The sequence below is a fragment of the Streptomyces sp. NPDC096132 genome (genome assembly GCF_044763345.1).
Taxonomy (GTDB): domain Bacteria; phylum Actinomycetota; class Actinomycetes; order Streptomycetales; family Streptomycetaceae; genus Streptomyces.
Genome location: NZ_JBIWGA010000002.1, coordinates 184,086 through 199,968, shown reverse-complemented (window position 1 = coordinate 199,968; position 15,883 = coordinate 184,086). Strand labels below are relative to the sequence as shown.

Genomic DNA, 15,883 nt, shown 5'->3' with positions numbered 1-15,883 from the left:
TTCAGCCCTCCGAGGGGGCGAGGCGCTCCAGCTCCGCCTCGGTCGACTTGAGCAGGTCGTTCCAGGACGCCGCGAACTTCTCGACGCCCTCGTCCTCCAGCAGCTGCACCACGTCGTCGTACGAGATCCCGAGCCGCTCGACCGCGTCGAGGTCGGCGCGGGCCTGCTCGTAGGTGCCGGCGATGGTGTTGCCGGTGATCTCGCCGCGCTGTTCGGTGGCCTGCAGGGTGGCCTCCGGCATGGTGTTCACCGTGTTCGGCGCCACCAGCTCGTCGACGTACAGGGTGTCCTTGTACGCCGGGTCCTTCACTCCGGTGGAGGCCCACAGCGGACGCTGCTTGTTGGCGCCCGCGCTCTCCAGCTTGCTCCAGCGCTCGGTCGAGAAGACCTCCTCGTACGCCTCGTAGGCGAGCCGGGCGTTGGCGAGGGCGGCCTTGCCGCGCGCGGCCTTGGCCTCGTCGGTGCCCAGCGCGTCGAGGCGCTTGTCGATCTCGGTGTCCACGCGGGACACGAAGAAGGACGCCACCGAGTGGATCAGCGAGAGGTCCAGGCCCTTCTCACGGGCCTTCTCCAGGCCCGCCAGGTAGGCGTCCATGACCTCGCGGTAGCGCTCCAGCGAGAAGATCAGCGTGACGTTGACGCTGATGCCGTTGCCGATGACCTCGGTGATCGCCGGCAGACCCGCCTTGGTGGCCGGGATCTTGATCAGCGTGTTGGGGCGGTCGACCAGCCAGGCCAGCTGCTTGGCCTCGGCGACCGTCGCGCGGGTGTTGTGCGCCAGGCGCGGGTCGACCTCGATCGACACACGGCCGTCCTGACCGCCGGTGGCGTCGAAGACGGGGCGCAGGATGTCGGCGGCGTCCCGGACGTCCGCCGTGGTGATCATGCGGATGGCCTCTTCGACGGTGACCTTGCGGGCGGCGAGGTCGGCGACCTGCTGCTCGTAGCCGTCGCCGCCGCTGATCGCCTTCTGGAAGATCGACGGGTTGGTGGTGACGCCCACGACGTGCTGCTGGTCGATCAGCTCGGCGAGGTTGCCGGACGTGATCCGCTTGCGCGACAGGTCGTCCAGCCAGATCGCGACGCCTTCCTCGGAGAGGCGCTTCAGTGCGTCTGTCATGGAATTACATCTCCTACGTGTCGTATGTGAGCGTCAGCGCCGGGCGTCGGTGAGGGATTCCCTCGCCTTCGCGGCCACGTTCTCGGCGGTGAAGCCGTACTCCTGGAAGAGGACCTTGCCGTCGGCGGAAGCACCGAAGTGCTCCAGCGAAACGATGCGGCCGGCGTCCCCCACGTACTTGTGCCAGGTCAGACCGATGCCGGCCTCGACCGACACACGGGCCTTCACGGACGGCGGCAGAACGCTGTCCCGGTACCCCTGGTCCTGCTCCTCGAACCACTCCACGGACGGCATGGACACCACTCGCGTCGGCACACCGTCGGCCTCCAGCTGCTCGCGCGCCTCGACGGCGACGTGCACCTCGGAACCGGTCGCGATCAGGATGACCTCGGGAGTGCCGTTCGACGCCTCGAAGAGGATGTAACCGCCACGAGCGGCATCCTCGTTGGGCTCGTACGTCGGCACGCCCTGGCGGGTCAGCGCGAGGCCGTGCGGGGCGCCCTTGCCGAAGACCTTCGTCCAGCGCTTGAGGATCTCGCGCCAGGCGATCGCGGTCTCGTTGGCGTCGGCCGGGCGCACGATGTTCAGGCCCGGGATGGCGCGCAGCGACGCGAGGTGCTCGACCGGCTGGTGGGTAGGACCGTCCTCGCCGAGGCCGATGGAGTCGTGCGTCCACACGTACGTCACCGGCAGGTGCATCAGCGCCGACAGCCGGACGGCGTTGCGCATGTAGTCGGAGAACACGAGGAACGTGCCGCCGTAGATACGGGTGTTGCCGTGCAGGGCGATGCCGTTCATCTCCGCGGCCATGGAGTGCTCGCGGATACCGAAGTGGATCGTGCGGCCGTACGGGTTCGCCTCCGGCAGCGGGTTGTCCGCCGGGAGGAACGACGACGTCTTGTCGATCGTCGTGTTGTTGGAACCCGCGAGGTCGGCCGAGCCGCCCCACAGCTCCGGGATCACCGCGCCGAGCGCCTGCAGCACCTTGCCGGACGCGGCGCGCGTCGCGACACCCTTGCCGGGCTCGAAGACCGGGAGCTTCTCCTCCCAGCCGGCCGGCAGCTCGCCCGCGGCGATCCGGTCGAACTCGGCGGCGCGCTCGGCGTTGTCGTCCCGCCACAGCTGGAAGGACTTCTCCCACTCGGCCTTCGCGTCGGCGCCCCGGTCGAGAGCCTTGCGGGTGTGGGCGATGACCTCGTCGGTGACCTCGAAGGACAGCGCCGGGTCGAAGCCCAGGACACGCTTGGTCGCGGCCACCTCGTCGTCGCCGAGCGCCGAGCCGTGGGCGGCCTCGGTGTTCTGCGCGTTCGGGGCGGGCCAGGCGATGATCGAGCGCATCGCGATGAACGACGGCTTGTCCGTCACCTGCTTCGCTGCCTCGATCGCGTTGTAGAGGGCGTGCGGGTCGAGGTCGCCGTCCGGCTTCGGGGCGATCCGCTGCACGTGCCAGCCGTAGGCCTCGTAGCGCTTGACGGTGTCCTCGGAGACGGCCGTCTCGGTGTCGCCCTCGATCGAGATGTGGTTGTCGTCCCACAGCATGACCAGGTTGCCCAGCTTCTGGTGGCCGGCCAGCGAGGACGCCTCGGCGGAGATGCCCTCCTGGAGGCAGCCGTCACCCGCGATCACGTACACGAAGTGGTCGAAGGGGGACTCGCCCTGCGGGGCGTCCGGGTCGAACAGACCGCGCTCGTAGCGGGCGGCCATCGCCATGCCGACGGCGTTGGCGACACCCTGGCCCAGCGGGCCGGTGGTGGTCTCGACGCCGACCGTGTGGCCGTACTCGGGGTGACCCGGGGTCTTCGAACCCCACGTACGGAAGCTCTTCAGGTCGTCCAGCTCCAGGCCGAAGCCGGCCAGGTACAGCTGGGTGTAGAGGGTCAGTGACGAGTGGCCCGCGGACAGCACGAAGCGGTCGCGGCCCACCCAGTCGGCGTCCGCCGGGTCGTGCCGCATCACCTTCTGGAAGAGGGTGTAGGCGGCAGGAGCCAGGCTCATCGCCGTACCGGGATGGCCGTTGCCGACCTTCTGTACGGCGTCGGCGGCCAGGACACGGGCCGTGTCGACGGCCCGCTGGTCCAACTCGGTCCACTCGAGGTCTGTGGTGGTCGGCTTGGTGCTCACCCTGGGTCAGGGCTCCTCTCCACATGTCACGCATGTCGAATGCCGGTGCACGCGGCGCCCACCGGCCGTTGTCGAGCCTACCCCCGTAAGAACGTCCATTTTTGCGAGCCATTCCAGACTGCCGGGGCTCCCGGGGATCCGCCTCCCGACTGGGAAGTTTCCTGTTCGGCAAGTGAATACGGAGGTGCTCGTACGAGTGCTCAACAGAGTGCCGGTCGGCTCTTCCGGGGGCGCCGTCCAACACGACCCCACCCCCGCGGATAACGGGGTATGGGCAACGTCTACAGTGGCGTGGTACGCGCGAGCCTTTACCCGGCATTCACATGGGGAGGCTTGCTGGGAGTCTCTGTCAGGGGTGTGCGTGACGGCCGTTGAATCCCGTCCAGTAGGGATGATCGGGACGAGCCAGAGCCCGAGCCGGCGGCCGCTGAGGGCCCGGGTCATGGGGTTCGTGGCGCTGACCAAGCCGCGGATCATCGAGCTGCTGCTGATCACCACGGTTCCGGTGATGTTCCTCGCCCAGCAGGGCGTGCCGGACCTCGGCCTGGTGCTGCTCACCTGCGTCGGCGGCTACCTCTCCGCGGGCGGCGCCAACGCGCTGAACATGTACATCGACCGCGACATCGACGCGCTGATGGACCGCACCTCGCAGCGCCCGCTGGTCACCGGCATGGTCAGCCCGCGCGAGTGCCTCACCTTCGGCATCACCCTCGCGGTCGTCTCGACCCTTCTCTTCGGTCTGACCGTCAACTGGCTGTCCGCCTGGCTGTCGCTCGGAGCGCTCCTCTTCTACGTCGTCGTCTACACGATGCTCCTCAAGCGGCGTACCTCGCAGAACATCGTGTGGGGCGGCATCGCCGGCTGCATGCCGGTGCTGATCGGCTGGTCGGCCGTGACGAACTCGCTCTCCTGGGCCCCGCTGATCCTCTTCCTGGTCATCTTCTTCTGGACGCCGCCGCACTACTGGCCGCTGTCCATGAAGGTGAAGGAGGACTACGCGCGCGTGGGCGTGCCCATGCTGCCCGTCGTCGCCTCCAACAAGGTCGTGGCGAAGCAGATCGTCCTCTACAGCTGGGTGATGGTCGCCGTCTCGCTGCTGCTGACCCCGCTGGGCTACACGGGCTGGTTCTACACCTCGGTCGCGCTGGCCGCGGGCGGCTGGTGGCTCTGGGAGGCGCACGCCCTGCAGAACCGTGCGAAGGCCGAGGTCACGGGCGCCAAGCTGAAGGAGATGCGCCTGTTCCACTGGTCCATCACCTATGTGTCGCTGCTGTTCGTGGCGGTCGCCGTGGACCCGTTCCTGAGGTAAGCGTCACTCACCCCGGGCGTCGCCGTTCGATCTACCCGTCGGTAGCATCCTGGGCATGGCAGACACGCAGCAGGTGGACGCGAAGGCCGAGCGCCGGGCCGCCCGTCTCACCAAGCAGATCAACGGCTTCGCCAAGGAGCACGGCGGCGCCGAGGCGCAGGTCGCGTACATCGGGGAGCGCGGCGCCCGGATCGTCCTCGTCGGCGAGGACGGCGGCTGGGGCGACCTCGTGGCGCCCTCGGTGGAGATCGCCGAGAAGGCCGTGGAGAAGGCCGGGATCACCGTCCACGAGTCCTTCGACGGCGAGTTCGCGGCGAAGGTGACGACCGGCCCGTACGAGTGGACCCGTATGGCGGGGATCCAGGTCGGCGGCCCCAAGAACGGCTGAGCCGCTCCCACGGCACTACCTGACACCGGGTTCACCCGTTAGGACCTCAGGAGTACGAGGTCCAGTCACGGGAGTCCCGATGATCGAAACGCCGTCCCTGGTGGACCAGTACTGCCACGGCGTCCTGAGAACGGAGCTGGGTCTCGGCACCTTCGAGACCCAGCTGGCCCGTACCGAGGGGCCGCCCGCCCCCGGCACGACCCTCTTCGACACCCAGACAGGGTTCGCCGTACGCCGCTGGTGCCCGCCGCTGCTCGGCCTGGAACCGCACTGCCCGCCGGCCCGCTATCTCGCCCGGCGCCGTGAACTCGGCGTACTGGAATCGGGACGCAGACTGCTGCGCGGCAGCGGCATCACGACCTATCTCGTCGACACCGGGCTGCCCGGCGACCTCACCGGCCCGGACGAGCTGGCCTCGGCCGGAGCCGCCGAGGCGCGCGAGATCGTACGCCTGGAACTGCTCGCCGAGCAGGTCGCCGACACCTCCGGCACCGTCGAGTCCTTCCTCGCCAACCTCGCCGAGGCGGTCCACGTGGCCGCCGGGAACGCCGTCGCCTTCACCTCCGTCGCCGGCGTCCGGCACGGCCTCGCGCTGGCACCCGAGCCGCCCGGCCCGGGAGAGGTGCGGGGCGCGGCGGGCCGCTGGCTGGCCGCCCGCCGGGTCGGCGGCGCGCTGAGCGACCCCGTCCTGCTACGGCACCTGCTGTGGATCGCCGTCGCCTCGGGACTGCCCCTCCAACTGCACGCCGGGCTGGGCGAGCCCGGCCTGCGCATCGACCGCACCGATCCCGTGCTGCTCACGGACTTCGTCCGCGCCACGGCCGGCCTCGGCACCGACCTGGTCCTGCTGCACGGCTACCCCTACCACCGCCACGCCGCCCATCTCGCCGGTGTCTTCCCGCACGTGTACGCCGACTCCGGCGCCGCGCTCGTCCGCACCGGCGCCCGCGCCGCGACCGTCCTCGCGGAGATCCTGGAACTGGCCCCCTTCGGCAAGATCCTCTTCTCCAGCGGCGCCCAGGCCCTGCCCGAACTGCACGTCGTGGGCGCCCGGCTGTTCCGCGAGTCCCTCGGACGGGTGCTGGGCGGCTGGGTGGCCGAGGGCGCGTGGTCCCTGACGGACGCCCAGCGGGTGGCGGGGATGATCGCGGCGGGGAACGCGCGGAGGGTGTACGGGCTGGGGTGAGCGCCGGTGGGGACTACGGCGCGTGAACGCCTCCGGCGGGAACGGGCCGGGGTCAACGGGCCGGGGTGAACGCCTCCGGCGGGAACGGGCCGGGTGAACGGGCCGGGGTCAACGGGCGGGGTGAACGGGCCGGGGTCAACGGGCGGGGTGAACGGGCCGGGGTGAACGCGCCTAGGCGTTCGAGCCGACCGTCGTCTCCGCCGCCGGGCCGGGCAGATCGACCGTCGTCGCCGGGCGCTCGCGCAGCGCCAGCAGCACCAGCAGCACCCAGATCCACACCAGGGCCGACCCGAGCATGTGCAGGCCGACCAGGACCTCGGGCAGGTTCGTGAAGTACTGGACGTACCCGATGACGCCCTGCGCGAGCAGCACCAGGAACAGCTCCCGGGTGCGGTTCAGCGGGCCCTTCGGGGCGTCGACCGCCTTGAGGATGAACCACAGGGCGAAGGTCAGCGTCACCACGATCCACGCGAGCACGGCGTGCAGCTTGGCCACGGTCTCCCAGTCCAGCGGCATCCGCTCGACCTCGCTGGAGTCACCCGCGTGCGGGCCCGCGCCGGTCACCACGGTGCCGACGGCGATCAGCAGCGCCGAGGCGGCGACCAGGAACCACACCAGTTGCTGCACCGGCTTGCCGACCAGCGGCCGGGGCTGCCCGTCGCCCTCCCGGGTGCGCTGCCACATCACCGCGGCGACCGCGATCAGCGCCGAGGCGAGCAGGAAGTGCGCCGCGACCGTGTAGGGGTTGAGGCCGACCAGCACCACGATCCCGCCGAGGACCGCGTTGCCCATCACCAGCCAGAACTGCGCCCACCCCAGCCGGGTCAGCCCCGTACGCCGCGGCTTCTCGGACCGCGCGGCGATGATCGCCCAGCCGACCGCCGCGCACAGCACGTACGTCAGCATGCGGTTGCCGAACTCGATGGCACCGTGGAAGCCCATCGCACTGGTCGCGGTCAGCGAGTCGTCGGTGCACTTGGGCCAGGTCGGGCAGCCGAGCCCGGAGCCGGTGAGCCGCACCGCACCGCCGGTGACCACGATGACCACCGACATCACGAGCGCGGAGAGAGCCGCCCGCCGAACCGTCCGCGGAGCGGGGGTCCAGCGTGCGGCGATGAAGGCGAGCGGGTTGCGCACGGCGGCTACGGCGTCGGCACGGGTCACGTTTGGCACGCCCACCATCGTAGGCGGCTGCTTGTGCACGCTTTCACGAGGGTCACTCCCAGCGGAAGAACCGCCCGGCCGCCGCGAGGCCGGCCACGGCCCACACCGCCAGGATCCCCAGGTCGCCCCACGGCATGCCCGCGCCGTGCTGGAGGACGTCGCGCAGGCCGTCGGACAGCGCCGAGATGGGCAGCAGGCCGAGGACGTCCTGGGCGGCGGACGGGAACTTGTCCAGGGGGACGATGACCCCGCCGCCCACGAGCAGCAGCAGGAAGACCAGATTGGCGGCGGCCAGGGTCGCCTCCGCCTTCAGGGTGCCCGCCATCAGCAGACCGAGGCCGGAGAAGGCCGCCGTGCCGAGGACGAGGAGGAGCAGGACGGCGAGGGGGTTGCCGTGCGGGTTCCAGCCCAGCGCGAAGGCGATCACCGTCAGGAGGACCACCTGGAGGACCTCCGTGACCAGCACGGACGCGGTCTTCGCCGCCATCAGCCCCCAGCGGGGCAGCGGGGAGGACGCCAGCCGCTTCAGCACGCCGTACCGGCGCTCGAAGCCCGTCGCGATGGCCTGGCCGGTGAAGGCCGTGGACATCACCGCGAGCGCCAGGATGCCGGGGGCGAGGAAGTCCACCGCCTCGCCCGCCCCGGTGTCGACGATGTCCACGCTGCTGAACAGGACCAGGAGCAACGTCGGGATCACCACGGTGAGCAGCAGCTGCTCGCCGTTGCGCAGGAGCATCCTCGTCTCCAGCGCCGCCTGCGCCGCGATCATGCGGGGGAGGGGCGCCGCGCCCGGCTCGGGGGTGTAGGTGCCAGTGGCGGTCACGAGCGCAGCTCCTTGCCGGTCAGTTCGAGGAAGACGTCCTCCAGGGTGTGGCGCTCCACCGAGATGCGGTCCGGCATCACCCCGTGCTGCGCGCACCACGAGGTGACCGTCGCCAGCAGCTGCGGGTCGACCTTGCCCATGACCCGGTACGAGCCCGGCGTCAGCTCGTCGGCGGAGGAGTCGGCGGGCAGGGCCTTGAGCAGGGAATTGACGTCGAGGCCGGGGCGGCCGGTGAAGCGCAGGGTGTTCTCCGCGCCGCCGCGGCACAGTTCCTCGGGGGAGCCGTGGGCGATGACCCGGCCCGCGTCGATGATCGCCACGTCGTCAGCGAGCTGCTCGGCCTCGTCCATGTAGTGGGTGGTCAGGATGACCGAGACGCCGTCCGCGCGCAGGTCGCGGACCAGGTCCCAGGTGGCGCGGCGGGCCTGCGGGTCGAGGCCGGCGGTGGGCTCGTCCAGGAACACCAGTTCCGGGCGGCCGACCACGGCCATCGCCAGCGCGAGACGCTGCTGCTGGCCGCCGGAGAGACGGCGGTACGTCGTCCGGCCGCAGGAGCCGAGCCCGAGCCGCTCGATCAGCGCGTCCACGTCCAGCGGACGCGCGTGCAGCTTCGCGACGTGCCGCAGCATCTCGTCGGCGCGCGCACCCGAGTAGACGCCCCCGGACTGCAGCATCACACCGATCCGGGGGCGCAGCGCGGAGGCCTGTCTCACCGGGTCGAGGCCAAGGACGTGCACGCTGCCGGAGTCCGGCCGGAGGTACCCCTCGCAGGTCTCGATCGTGGTCGTCTTGCCGGCGCCGTTGGGACCGAGGACGGCGGTGACGCCCGCCCGGGCCGTCAGGTCGAGGCCGTCCACCGCGGTTTTCGTCCCGTACCGCTTCACCAGGGCCTGGACCCGGACGACAGGCTCAGTTCGCATGGGTCCAGAGTCTAGGTTCGCCGGTGGGGGCTCAGACGTGGGGGTGCCCCCGCTCGAGCGGAGCCGAGAGTGGGGGAGGGTACGGGAACCGGCCACGCGCTCCGGCGGACGGGACGGCGGATGTCGGCGTGACCACCCCGGTCACTCCTCGTCCCGGGGCCGGTGGATCGCCAGCCACCGCTCGGCGTAGGCCACGGCGTCCGCGACCGGGAACAGGCGTGCCTCGGCCGCGCCCACCTTCCCCCGTACGACGGGACGGTCCCGTTCGAAGTCGTGGCCCAGCTCGTCGAAGCGGTCGGAGTCGATCGACACCTCGGTCACCACCTCCCAGCCGCCCGGCCCGGGCCGGGCCACCTCCACCAGCGGGGCGGGGATCCGGTACTCGGCGAGGTGGAAGCTGGTGCAGGTGTCGTATCCCGCGCCGAGGAGCAGCACCCGCGCCCCCGCCTTCTCCAGCCGGGCCAGCGGGCTGCGCTCACCCAGCCGGCAGTCGGGGGCGTGCCCCTCGACGATCTCCGCCGCGCGTGCCCCGAGTGCCGCGAAGGAGGTCTGCGGGTGCGCGCTGCGCAGGGCGCCGGGCCAGGTGCGCACGGTCTCCGGGATCACCCCGAGCCCTTGGCTGGGGGTGACGAGGGGGTCGTAGGCGGGCATGGTGGCGCGGATCGTCTCCCACCACTCCTCGGGCACCGGCGGATTGCTCCACACCGCCGGATCGGACAGGTCCCCGGACTGCGTCGGGACCACGAGCGTGCCGTCCGGGCCGAGGGCGTCGCGCAGTCCCTGGACGACCGCGACGGCGCCTCCGCAGACCCAGCCGAGCGAGCTGAGGGAGGAGTGGACGAGGAGGGTTTCTCCCGGTTCGACACCCAGATGGCGCAGCTGGGCCGCGAGGGTCTCCCGGGTGACAAGTGGGCCGGTCGGAGGGGGTGTGGGCATGGTTGTGCAGTGTCCCGGGAGGGGGAGTGGAGGGCCACCGGTTTTATCGGGCGTTTGATCGATCAATGATCGTTTCCGCAGGTCAGATTAGGTATGCCTAAGTGACGCAGGGCACCGTCGGGCGGACCGGACGCGGCTTGCCTGCCTCTGAGGAATTACGCAACAATGGCGTTGTGAAAAACGTCGGCGAGGCTCGGGAGACCCCCAGGGGGACCCCGCAGGAGGAGCTCGCGACCGGGGAGCGCTCGACGCGCAACCGGGTCGCGCGGTCCATCCTGGACCACGGGCCGTCGACCGTCGCCGAGCTGGCCGACCGGCTGGGGCTCACCCCCGCCGCCGTACGCCGCCACCTCGACGCACTGGTCGCCGACGACGTCGTACAGGCCCGCGAGCAGCGGGTGTACGGAGCGCGGACCCGCGGACGCCCCGCCAAGGTCTTCGCCCTCACCGACTGCGGCCGTGACGCCTTCGACCAGTCCTACGACAAGCTCGCCGCGGACGCCCTGCGCTGGATCCAGGAACGCTTCGGCGGGGACGAGGCGGTCGTCGCCTTCGCCCGCGCCCGGATCGCCGAGCAGGCCGCCGCCTACCGCGAGGCCGTCGAGGCCGCCGCCCCCGAGGAGCGCACCGAAGCCCTCGCCAGGGCCCTGAGCGCGGACGGGTACGCTGCTACGGCGCGCAGCGCACCGGTCGGCGAGCAGCTGTGTCAGCACCACTGCCCGGTCGCCCATGTGGCGGAGAAGTTCCCACAGCTCTGCGAGGCCGAGACCGAGGTCTTCTCCAAGCTGCTCGGAACGCACGTCCAGCGGCTGGCCACCATCGCCCACGGCGACGGGGTCTGCACGACGTTCATCCCCAAGATTTCCCACAACGCATCTGCAAGCACGGCCGGGAGGAACCCCGCATGACTCTCCCCACGGAGACTGCCCACCCCGAACTCGAGGGTCTGGGCAAGTACGAATACGGCTGGGCCGACTCCGACACCGCCGGTGCCTCTGCGCGGCGCGGCATCAACGAGGACGTCGTCAAGGACATCTCCTCGAAGAAGTCCGAGCCGGAGTGGATGACCAAGCTGCGTCTCAAGGGCCTGAAGCTCTTCGGGAAGAAGCCCATGCCGAGCTGGGGCTCGGACCTCTCGGGCATCGACTTCGACAACATCAAGTACTTCGTGCGCTCCACGGAGAAGCAGGCGGAGTCCTGGGAGGACCTGCCCGAGGACATCAAGAACACCTACGACAAGCTGGGCATCCCGGAGGCGGAGAAGCAGCGTCTCGTCGCCGGTGTCGCCGCCCAGTACGAGTCGGAGGTCGTCTACCACCAGATCCGCGAGGACCTGGAGGAGCAGGGCGTCATCTTCCTCGACACCGACACCGCGCTGAAGGAGCACCCGGAGCTCTTCAAGGAGTACTTCGGGACCGTCATCCCCGCCGGTGACAACAAGTTCGCCGCGCTGAACACCGCCGTGTGGTCCGGCGGGTCGTTCATCTACGTCCCGAAGGGCGTGCACGTCGAGATCCCGCTCCAGGCCTACTTCCGGATCAACACGGAGAACATGGGCCAGTTCGAGCGGACCCTGATCATCGTCGACGAGGGTGCCTACGTGCACTACGTCGAGGGCTGTACCGCCCCGATCTACAAGTCGGACTCGCTGCACAGCGCGGTCGTCGAGATCATCGTCAAGAAGAACGCCCGCTGCCGCTACACGACCATCCAGAACTGGTCGAACAACGTCTACAACCTGGTCACCAAGCGCGCCGTCGCCTACGAGGGCGCGACCATGGAGTGGATCGACGGCAACATCGGCTCCAAGGTGACGATGAAGTACCCGGCCGTCTACCTCATGGGCGAGCACGCCAAGGGCGAGACCCTCTCCATCGCCTTCGCGGGCGAGGGGCAGCACCAGGACGCCGGCTCCAAGATGGTCCACATGGCGCCGAACACCTCCTCCAACATCGTCTCCAAGTCGGTGGCGCGCGGTGGCGGCCGTACGTCCTACCGCGGTCTCGTCGAGATCGGCGAGGGCGCCCACGGCTCGAAGTCCAACGTGCTGTGCGACGCGCTGCTCGTCGACACCATCTCCCGCTCCGACACGTACCCCTACGTGGACGTCCGCGAGGACGACGTGTCCATGGGCCACGAGGCGACCGTCTCCAAGGTCTCCGAGGACCAGCTCTTCTACCTGATGAGCCGTGGTCTGAGCGAGTTCGAGGCGATGGCGATGATCGTGCGCGGCTTCGTCGAGCCCATCGCGAAGGAGCTGCCGATGGAGTACGCGCTGGAGCTCAACCGGCTGATCGAGCTGCAGATGGAAGGCGCGGTCGGCTGACGCCCGCCCTGAAGGCAGCACGCAGATTTCTGACGTAGGAAGAGAGCAAACCGACAGCCATGGCTGAGGCTCAGAACATCCCGGTGGGGTCCACCACCGCCGGCGCGATCGCGGTCGCCGCCGAGTCGACCGTCGCCACGCGCATGAGCGCGCCCCCGTCCTTCGACGTCGCGGACTTCCCGGTCCCGCACGGCCGTGAGGAGGAGTGGCGGTTCACCCCGCTGGAGCGCCTGCGCGGTCTGCACGACGGCACCGCCGTCGCCACCGGCGAGGGCGTCAAGGTCGCCGTCGAGGCCCCCGAGGGCGTCACCGTCGAGCTCGTCGACCGCGACGACCCGCGCCTCGGCAAGGCGGGCACCCCCGTGGACCGGGTCGCCGCCCAGGCCTACTCGGCGTTCGAGAAGGCCGGCGTGATCACCGTCCCCAAGGAGACGGTCCTCACCGAGCCGATCCGGATCGCCGTCCACGGCGAGGGCGGCACGTCCTTCGCCCAGCAGGTGATCGAGCTGGGTGCCTTCGCCGAGGCCGTCGTCGTCATCGACCACACCGGTGACGCCGTCGTGGCCGCCAACGTCGACTACGTCCTGGGCGACGGCGCCAAGCTCACCGTCGTCTCCGTCCAGGACTGGGACGACAAGGCCGTGCACGTGGCCCAGCACAACGCGCTGGTCGGCCGGGACGCGAGCTTCAAGTCCGTGGTCGTCACCTTCGGCGGCGACCTCGTCCGCCTCCACCCGCGCGTGCAGTACGCGGGCACCGGCGGCGAGGCCGAGCTGTTCGGCCTGTACTTCACCGACGCCGGCCAGCACCAGGAGCACCGCCTGCTGGTCGACCACAACGTCCCGCACTGCAAGTCCAACGTCGTCTACAAGGGCGCCCTCCAGGGCGACGACGCGCACGCGGTGTGGATCGGCGACGTGCTGATCGAGGCCAAGGCCGAGGGCACCGACACCTACGAGATGAACCGCAACCTGGTCCTCACGGACGGCGCGCGCGTCGACTCGGTGCCGAACCTGGAGATCGAGACCGGCGAGATCGTCGGCGCCGGCCACGCCTCCGCCACCGGCCGGTTCGACGACGAGCAGCTGTTCTACCTGATGGCCCGCGGCATCCCGGCCGACGAGGCCCGCCGTCTGGTGGTCCGCGGCTTCTTCGCCGAGCTGGTCCAGCAGATCGGTGTCCCGGACATCGAGGAGCGTCTGCTCGCCAAGATCGAGACCGAGCTGGAGGCCACCGTCTGATGGCCCCCTTCGTACGCGTCTGCGGCCTCAGCGAGCTGGAGGAGGACACCCCGAAGCGGGTGGAACTCGACGGCACGCCGGTCTCGGTCGTCCGGACGGAGGGAGAGGTGTTCGCCATCTACGACATCTGCTCCCACGCGAACGTCTCGCTCTCCGAGGGCGAGGTGGAGGACTGCCAGATCGAGTGCTGGCTGCACGGCTCCGCGTTCGACCTCCGCACCGGCAAGCCGTCCGGCCTTCCCGCGACGCGCCCCGTCCCCGTATACCCCGTAAAGATCGAAGGGGACGACGTGCTCGTCTCCCTCACCCAGGAGTCCTGAGGCCACCATGGCAACGCTTGAAATCCGAGACCTGCACGTCACCGTCGAGGCCGACAACGCCACGAAGGAGATCCTCAAGGGCGTCGACCTCACCGTGAAGCAGGGCGAGACGCACGCCATCATGGGCCCCAACGGCTCCGGCAAGTCGACCCTCGCCTACTCGCTCGCGGGTCACCCCAAGTACACGATCACCGGCGGCACCGTGCTGCTCGACGGCGAGGACGTCCTGGAGATGTCCGTCGACGAGCGCGCCCGCGCGGGTCTGTTCCTGGCGATGCAGTACCCGGTCGAGGTCCCCGGCGTCTCGGTCTCCAACTTCCTGCGTACCTCCGCCACCGCCATCCGCGGCGAGGCCCCCAAGCTGCGCACCTGGGTGAAGGAGGTCAAGGAGGCCATGGAGCGCCTCAACATGGACCCCTCCTTCGCCGAGCGCAACGTCAACGAGGGCTTCTCCGGCGGTGAGAAGAAGCGTCACGAGATCCTCCAGCTCGAACTGCTCAAGCCGAAGGTCGCGATCCTCGACGAGACGGACTCCGGTCTGGACGTCGACGCCCTTCGCATCGTCTCCGAGGGCGTCAACCGCGTCCGCGAGACCGGCGAGGTCGGCACCCTGCTGATCACGCACTACACGCGCATCCTGCGCTACATCAAGCCCGACTACGTCCACGTCTTCTCCGGCGGTCGCATCGTCGAGTCCGGCGGTGCCGAGCTCGCCGACAAGCTGGAGGACGAGGGCTACGAGGCGTACACGAAGGGTGGCGCATCCGAGTGACACAGCTGCCGGGCCTCCTCGACACCGAGGCGATCCGCAAGGACTTCCCCGTCCTGGACCGGCTGGTCCACGACGGCAAGAAGCTCGTGTACCTGGACAACGCGGCGACCTCGCAGAAGCCGCGCCAGGTGCTGGACGCCCTGAGCGAGTACTACGAGCGCTACAACGCCAACGTCCACCGCGGTGTGCATGTGCTCGCCGAGGAGGCCACGGCGCTGTACGAGGGCGCGCGTGACAAGGTCGCCGCGTTCATCAACGCGCCGAGCCGCGACGAGGTGATCTTCACCAAGAACGCCTCCGAATCGCTGAACCTTGTGGCGAACATGCTCGGCTGGGCCGACGAGCCCTACCGGGTGGACCGCGAGACCGAGATCGTCATCACGGAGATGGAGCACCACTCCAACATCGTGCCGTGGCAGCTGCTGTCGCAGCGCACCGGCGCGAAGCTGAAGTGGTTCGGCCTCACCGACGACGGCCGCCTCGACCTGTCCAACATCGACGAGGTCATCACCGAGAAGACGAAGATCGTCTCCTTCGTGCTGGTCTCCAACATCCTGGGCACGGTCAACCCGGTCGAGGCGATAGTGCGCCGCGCCCAGGAGGTCGGCGCCCTGGTCCTGATCGACGCCTCCCAGGCGGCACCCCACATGCCGCTGGACGTACAGGCCCTCCAGGCCGACTTCGTGGCCTTCACCGGCCACAAGATGTGCGGCCCGACGGGCATCGGCGTCCTCTGGGGCCGCCAGGAGCTCCTGGAGGACCTGCCTCCGTTCCTCGGCGGCGGCGAGATGATCGAGACGGTGTCGATGCACTCCTCGACCTACGCGCCGGCCCCCCACAAGTTCGAGGCGGGCACCCCGCCGATCGCCCAGGCGGTCGGCCTCGGGGCGGCGATCGACTACCTCCAGTCGATCGGCATGGACAAGATCCTCGCCCATGAGCACGCGCTCACCGAGTACGCGGTGAAGCGGCTGAGCGAGGTCCCGGACCTGCGGATCATCGGCCCGACCACGGCAGAGGACCGGGGCGCCGCGATCTCCTTCACGCTGGGCGACATCCACCCGCACGACGTGGGCCAGGTACTGGACGAGCAGGGCATCGCGGTGCGGGTGGGCCACCACTGCGCCCGCCCGGTCTGCCTCCGGTACGGAATTCCCGCGACCACGCGAGCGTCGTTCTATCTGTACTCCACGCCGGCCGAGATCGACGCACTGGTCGACGGCCTGGAGCACGTACGGAACTTCTTCGGCTGAGGGG

General features: G+C 69.9%; 15 protein-coding genes. 9 read left to right on the top strand and 6 right to left on the bottom strand.

The features are described 5' to 3' along the window. Nucleotide 1 precedes the first annotated feature (1 nt). Complete coding sequence (gene tal / locus ACIRF9_RS05310; RefSeq protein WP_403816646.1) at nt 2-1,120, bottom strand: transaldolase; 1,119 nt, start codon at nt 1,118-1,120, stop codon at nt 2-4. 33 nt (nt 1,121-1,153) lie between these two features. Continuing rightward, entirely contained in the window at nt 1,154-3,241 is a 2,088-nt protein-coding gene (tkt, locus tag ACIRF9_RS05305) for a transketolase (protein WP_403816643.1), read from the bottom strand. 391 nt (nt 3,242-3,632) lie between these two features. Here tkt and ACIRF9_RS05300 point away from each other — a divergent pair, with 391 nt between their 5' ends. From ACIRF9_RS05300 to ACIRF9_RS05290, 3 genes are all read left to right on the top strand, one after another. Beyond that, a complete protein-coding gene (locus ACIRF9_RS05300) occupies nt 3,633-4,550 on the top strand; it encodes a heme o synthase (RefSeq protein ID WP_403816641.1) in 918 nt (305 codons plus the stop codon). Between the two features lie 55 nt (nt 4,551-4,605). Next, nucleotides 4,606-4,938: a hypothetical protein gene (locus tag ACIRF9_RS05295; RefSeq protein ID WP_403816639.1), complete on the top strand. Its 333-nt coding sequence runs from the start codon at nt 4,606-4,608 to the stop codon at nt 4,936-4,938. A gap of 79 nt (nt 4,939-5,017) precedes the next feature. After that, complete coding sequence (locus tag ACIRF9_RS05290; RefSeq protein WP_403816636.1) at nt 5,018-6,124, top strand: amidohydrolase family protein; 1,107 nt, start codon at nt 5,018-5,020, stop codon at nt 6,122-6,124. 171 nt (nt 6,125-6,295) lie between these two features. Here the strand turns inward: ACIRF9_RS05290 and ACIRF9_RS05285 are convergent, their stop codons facing one another. The 4 genes from ACIRF9_RS05285 to ACIRF9_RS05270 all read right to left on the bottom strand — a co-directional run bounded on the left by ACIRF9_RS05285 (nt 6,296) and on the right by ACIRF9_RS05270 (nt 9,967). Beyond that, nucleotides 6,296-7,306: a heme A synthase gene (locus ACIRF9_RS05285; protein WP_403816633.1), complete on the bottom strand. Its 1,011-nt coding sequence runs from the start codon at nt 7,304-7,306 to the stop codon at nt 6,296-6,298. 34 nt (nt 7,307-7,340) lie between these two features. Next, the gene (locus ACIRF9_RS05280) at nt 7,341-8,057 is read right to left on the bottom strand and encodes an ABC transporter permease (RefSeq protein WP_403817923.1); all 717 of its coding nucleotides are present in this window, start codon (nt 8,055-8,057) and stop codon (nt 7,341-7,343) included. 50 nt (nt 8,058-8,107) lie between these two features. Beyond that, nucleotides 8,108-9,031: an ABC transporter ATP-binding protein gene (locus ACIRF9_RS05275; RefSeq protein WP_403816631.1), complete on the bottom strand. Its 924-nt coding sequence runs from the start codon at nt 9,029-9,031 to the stop codon at nt 8,108-8,110. A gap of 141 nt (nt 9,032-9,172) precedes the next feature. Further along, nucleotides 9,173-9,967 (bottom strand): aminoglycoside N(3)-acetyltransferase, encoded by a 795-nt coding sequence (locus ACIRF9_RS05270; RefSeq protein WP_403816629.1) that lies wholly within the window; start codon nt 9,965-9,967, stop codon nt 9,173-9,175. 173 nt (nt 9,968-10,140) lie between these two features. Here ACIRF9_RS05270 and ACIRF9_RS05265 point away from each other — a divergent pair, with 173 nt between their 5' ends. The 6 genes from ACIRF9_RS05265 to ACIRF9_RS05240 are packed head-to-tail and all read left to right on the top strand — an operon-like array spanning nt 10,141 to nt 15,879. Then, nucleotides 10,141-10,875, top strand: a complete 735-nt coding sequence (locus ACIRF9_RS05265) for a helix-turn-helix transcriptional regulator (protein ID WP_403816627.1) — start codon at nt 10,141-10,143, stop codon at nt 10,873-10,875. Next, nucleotides 10,872-12,293: a Fe-S cluster assembly protein SufB gene (gene sufB / locus ACIRF9_RS05260; protein ID WP_403816624.1), complete on the top strand. Its 1,422-nt coding sequence runs from the start codon at nt 10,872-10,874 to the stop codon at nt 12,291-12,293. Before ACIRF9_RS05265 ends, sufB begins: the two co-directional genes overlap by 4 nt. A 59-nt stretch (nt 12,294-12,352) precedes the next feature. Beyond that, nucleotides 12,353-13,534: a Fe-S cluster assembly protein SufD gene (gene sufD, locus ACIRF9_RS05255; RefSeq protein ID WP_403816621.1), complete on the top strand. Its 1,182-nt coding sequence runs from the start codon at nt 12,353-12,355 to the stop codon at nt 13,532-13,534. After that, nucleotides 13,534-13,854, top strand: a complete 321-nt coding sequence (locus tag ACIRF9_RS05250; protein ID WP_403816618.1) for a non-heme iron oxygenase ferredoxin subunit — start codon at nt 13,534-13,536, stop codon at nt 13,852-13,854. Before sufD ends, ACIRF9_RS05250 begins: the two co-directional genes overlap by 1 nt. Before the next feature lie 7 nt (nt 13,855-13,861). Then, nucleotides 13,862-14,626, top strand: a complete 765-nt coding sequence (gene sufC / locus ACIRF9_RS05245) for a Fe-S cluster assembly ATPase SufC (protein ID WP_403816615.1) — start codon at nt 13,862-13,864, stop codon at nt 14,624-14,626. Continuing rightward, nucleotides 14,623-15,879, top strand: coding sequence for a cysteine desulfurase (locus ACIRF9_RS05240; protein ID WP_403816612.1), 1,257 nt, complete (start codon nt 14,623-14,625; stop codon nt 15,877-15,879). The genes sufC and ACIRF9_RS05240 overlap by 4 nt, the downstream gene beginning before the upstream one ends. The last annotated feature ends 4 nt before the right edge of the window (nt 15,880-15,883 follow it).

What these genes read in the sequence shown, in the direction of transcription:
- ACIRF9_RS05275 (WP_403816631.1), bottom strand. Translation starts at nt 9,031, where the DNA reads ATGCGAACTGAGCCTGTCGTCCGGGTCCAGGCCCTGGTGAAGCGGTAC.
- ACIRF9_RS05280 (WP_403817923.1), bottom strand. Translation starts at nt 8,057, where the DNA reads ATGATCGCGGCGCAGGCGGCGCTGGAGACGAGGATGCTCCTGCGCAAC.
- ACIRF9_RS05290 (WP_403816636.1), top strand. Translation starts at nt 5,018, where the DNA reads ATGATCGAAACGCCGTCCCTGGTGGACCAGTACTGCCACGGCGTCCTG.
- ACIRF9_RS05285 (WP_403816633.1), bottom strand. Translation starts at nt 7,306, where the DNA reads ATGGTGGGCGTGCCAAACGTGACCCGTGCCGACGCCGTAGCCGCCGTG.
- sufC (WP_403816615.1), top strand. Translation starts at nt 13,862, where the DNA reads ATGGCAACGCTTGAAATCCGAGACCTGCACGTCACCGTCGAGGCCGAC.
- ACIRF9_RS05295 (WP_403816639.1), top strand. Translation starts at nt 4,606, where the DNA reads ATGGCAGACACGCAGCAGGTGGACGCGAAGGCCGAGCGCCGGGCCGCC.
- sufD (WP_403816621.1), top strand. Translation starts at nt 12,353, where the DNA reads ATGGCTGAGGCTCAGAACATCCCGGTGGGGTCCACCACCGCCGGCGCG.
- ACIRF9_RS05300 (WP_403816641.1), top strand. Translation starts at nt 3,633, where the DNA reads ATGATCGGGACGAGCCAGAGCCCGAGCCGGCGGCCGCTGAGGGCCCGG.
- sufB (WP_403816624.1), top strand. Translation starts at nt 10,872, where the DNA reads ATGACTCTCCCCACGGAGACTGCCCACCCCGAACTCGAGGGTCTGGGC.
- ACIRF9_RS05250 (WP_403816618.1), top strand. Translation starts at nt 13,534, where the DNA reads ATGGCCCCCTTCGTACGCGTCTGCGGCCTCAGCGAGCTGGAGGAGGAC.
- tal (WP_403816646.1), bottom strand. Translation starts at nt 1,120, where the DNA reads ATGACAGACGCACTGAAGCGCCTCTCCGAGGAAGGCGTCGCGATCTGG.
- ACIRF9_RS05270 (WP_403816629.1), bottom strand. Translation starts at nt 9,967, where the DNA reads ATGCCCACACCCCCTCCGACCGGCCCACTTGTCACCCGGGAGACCCTC.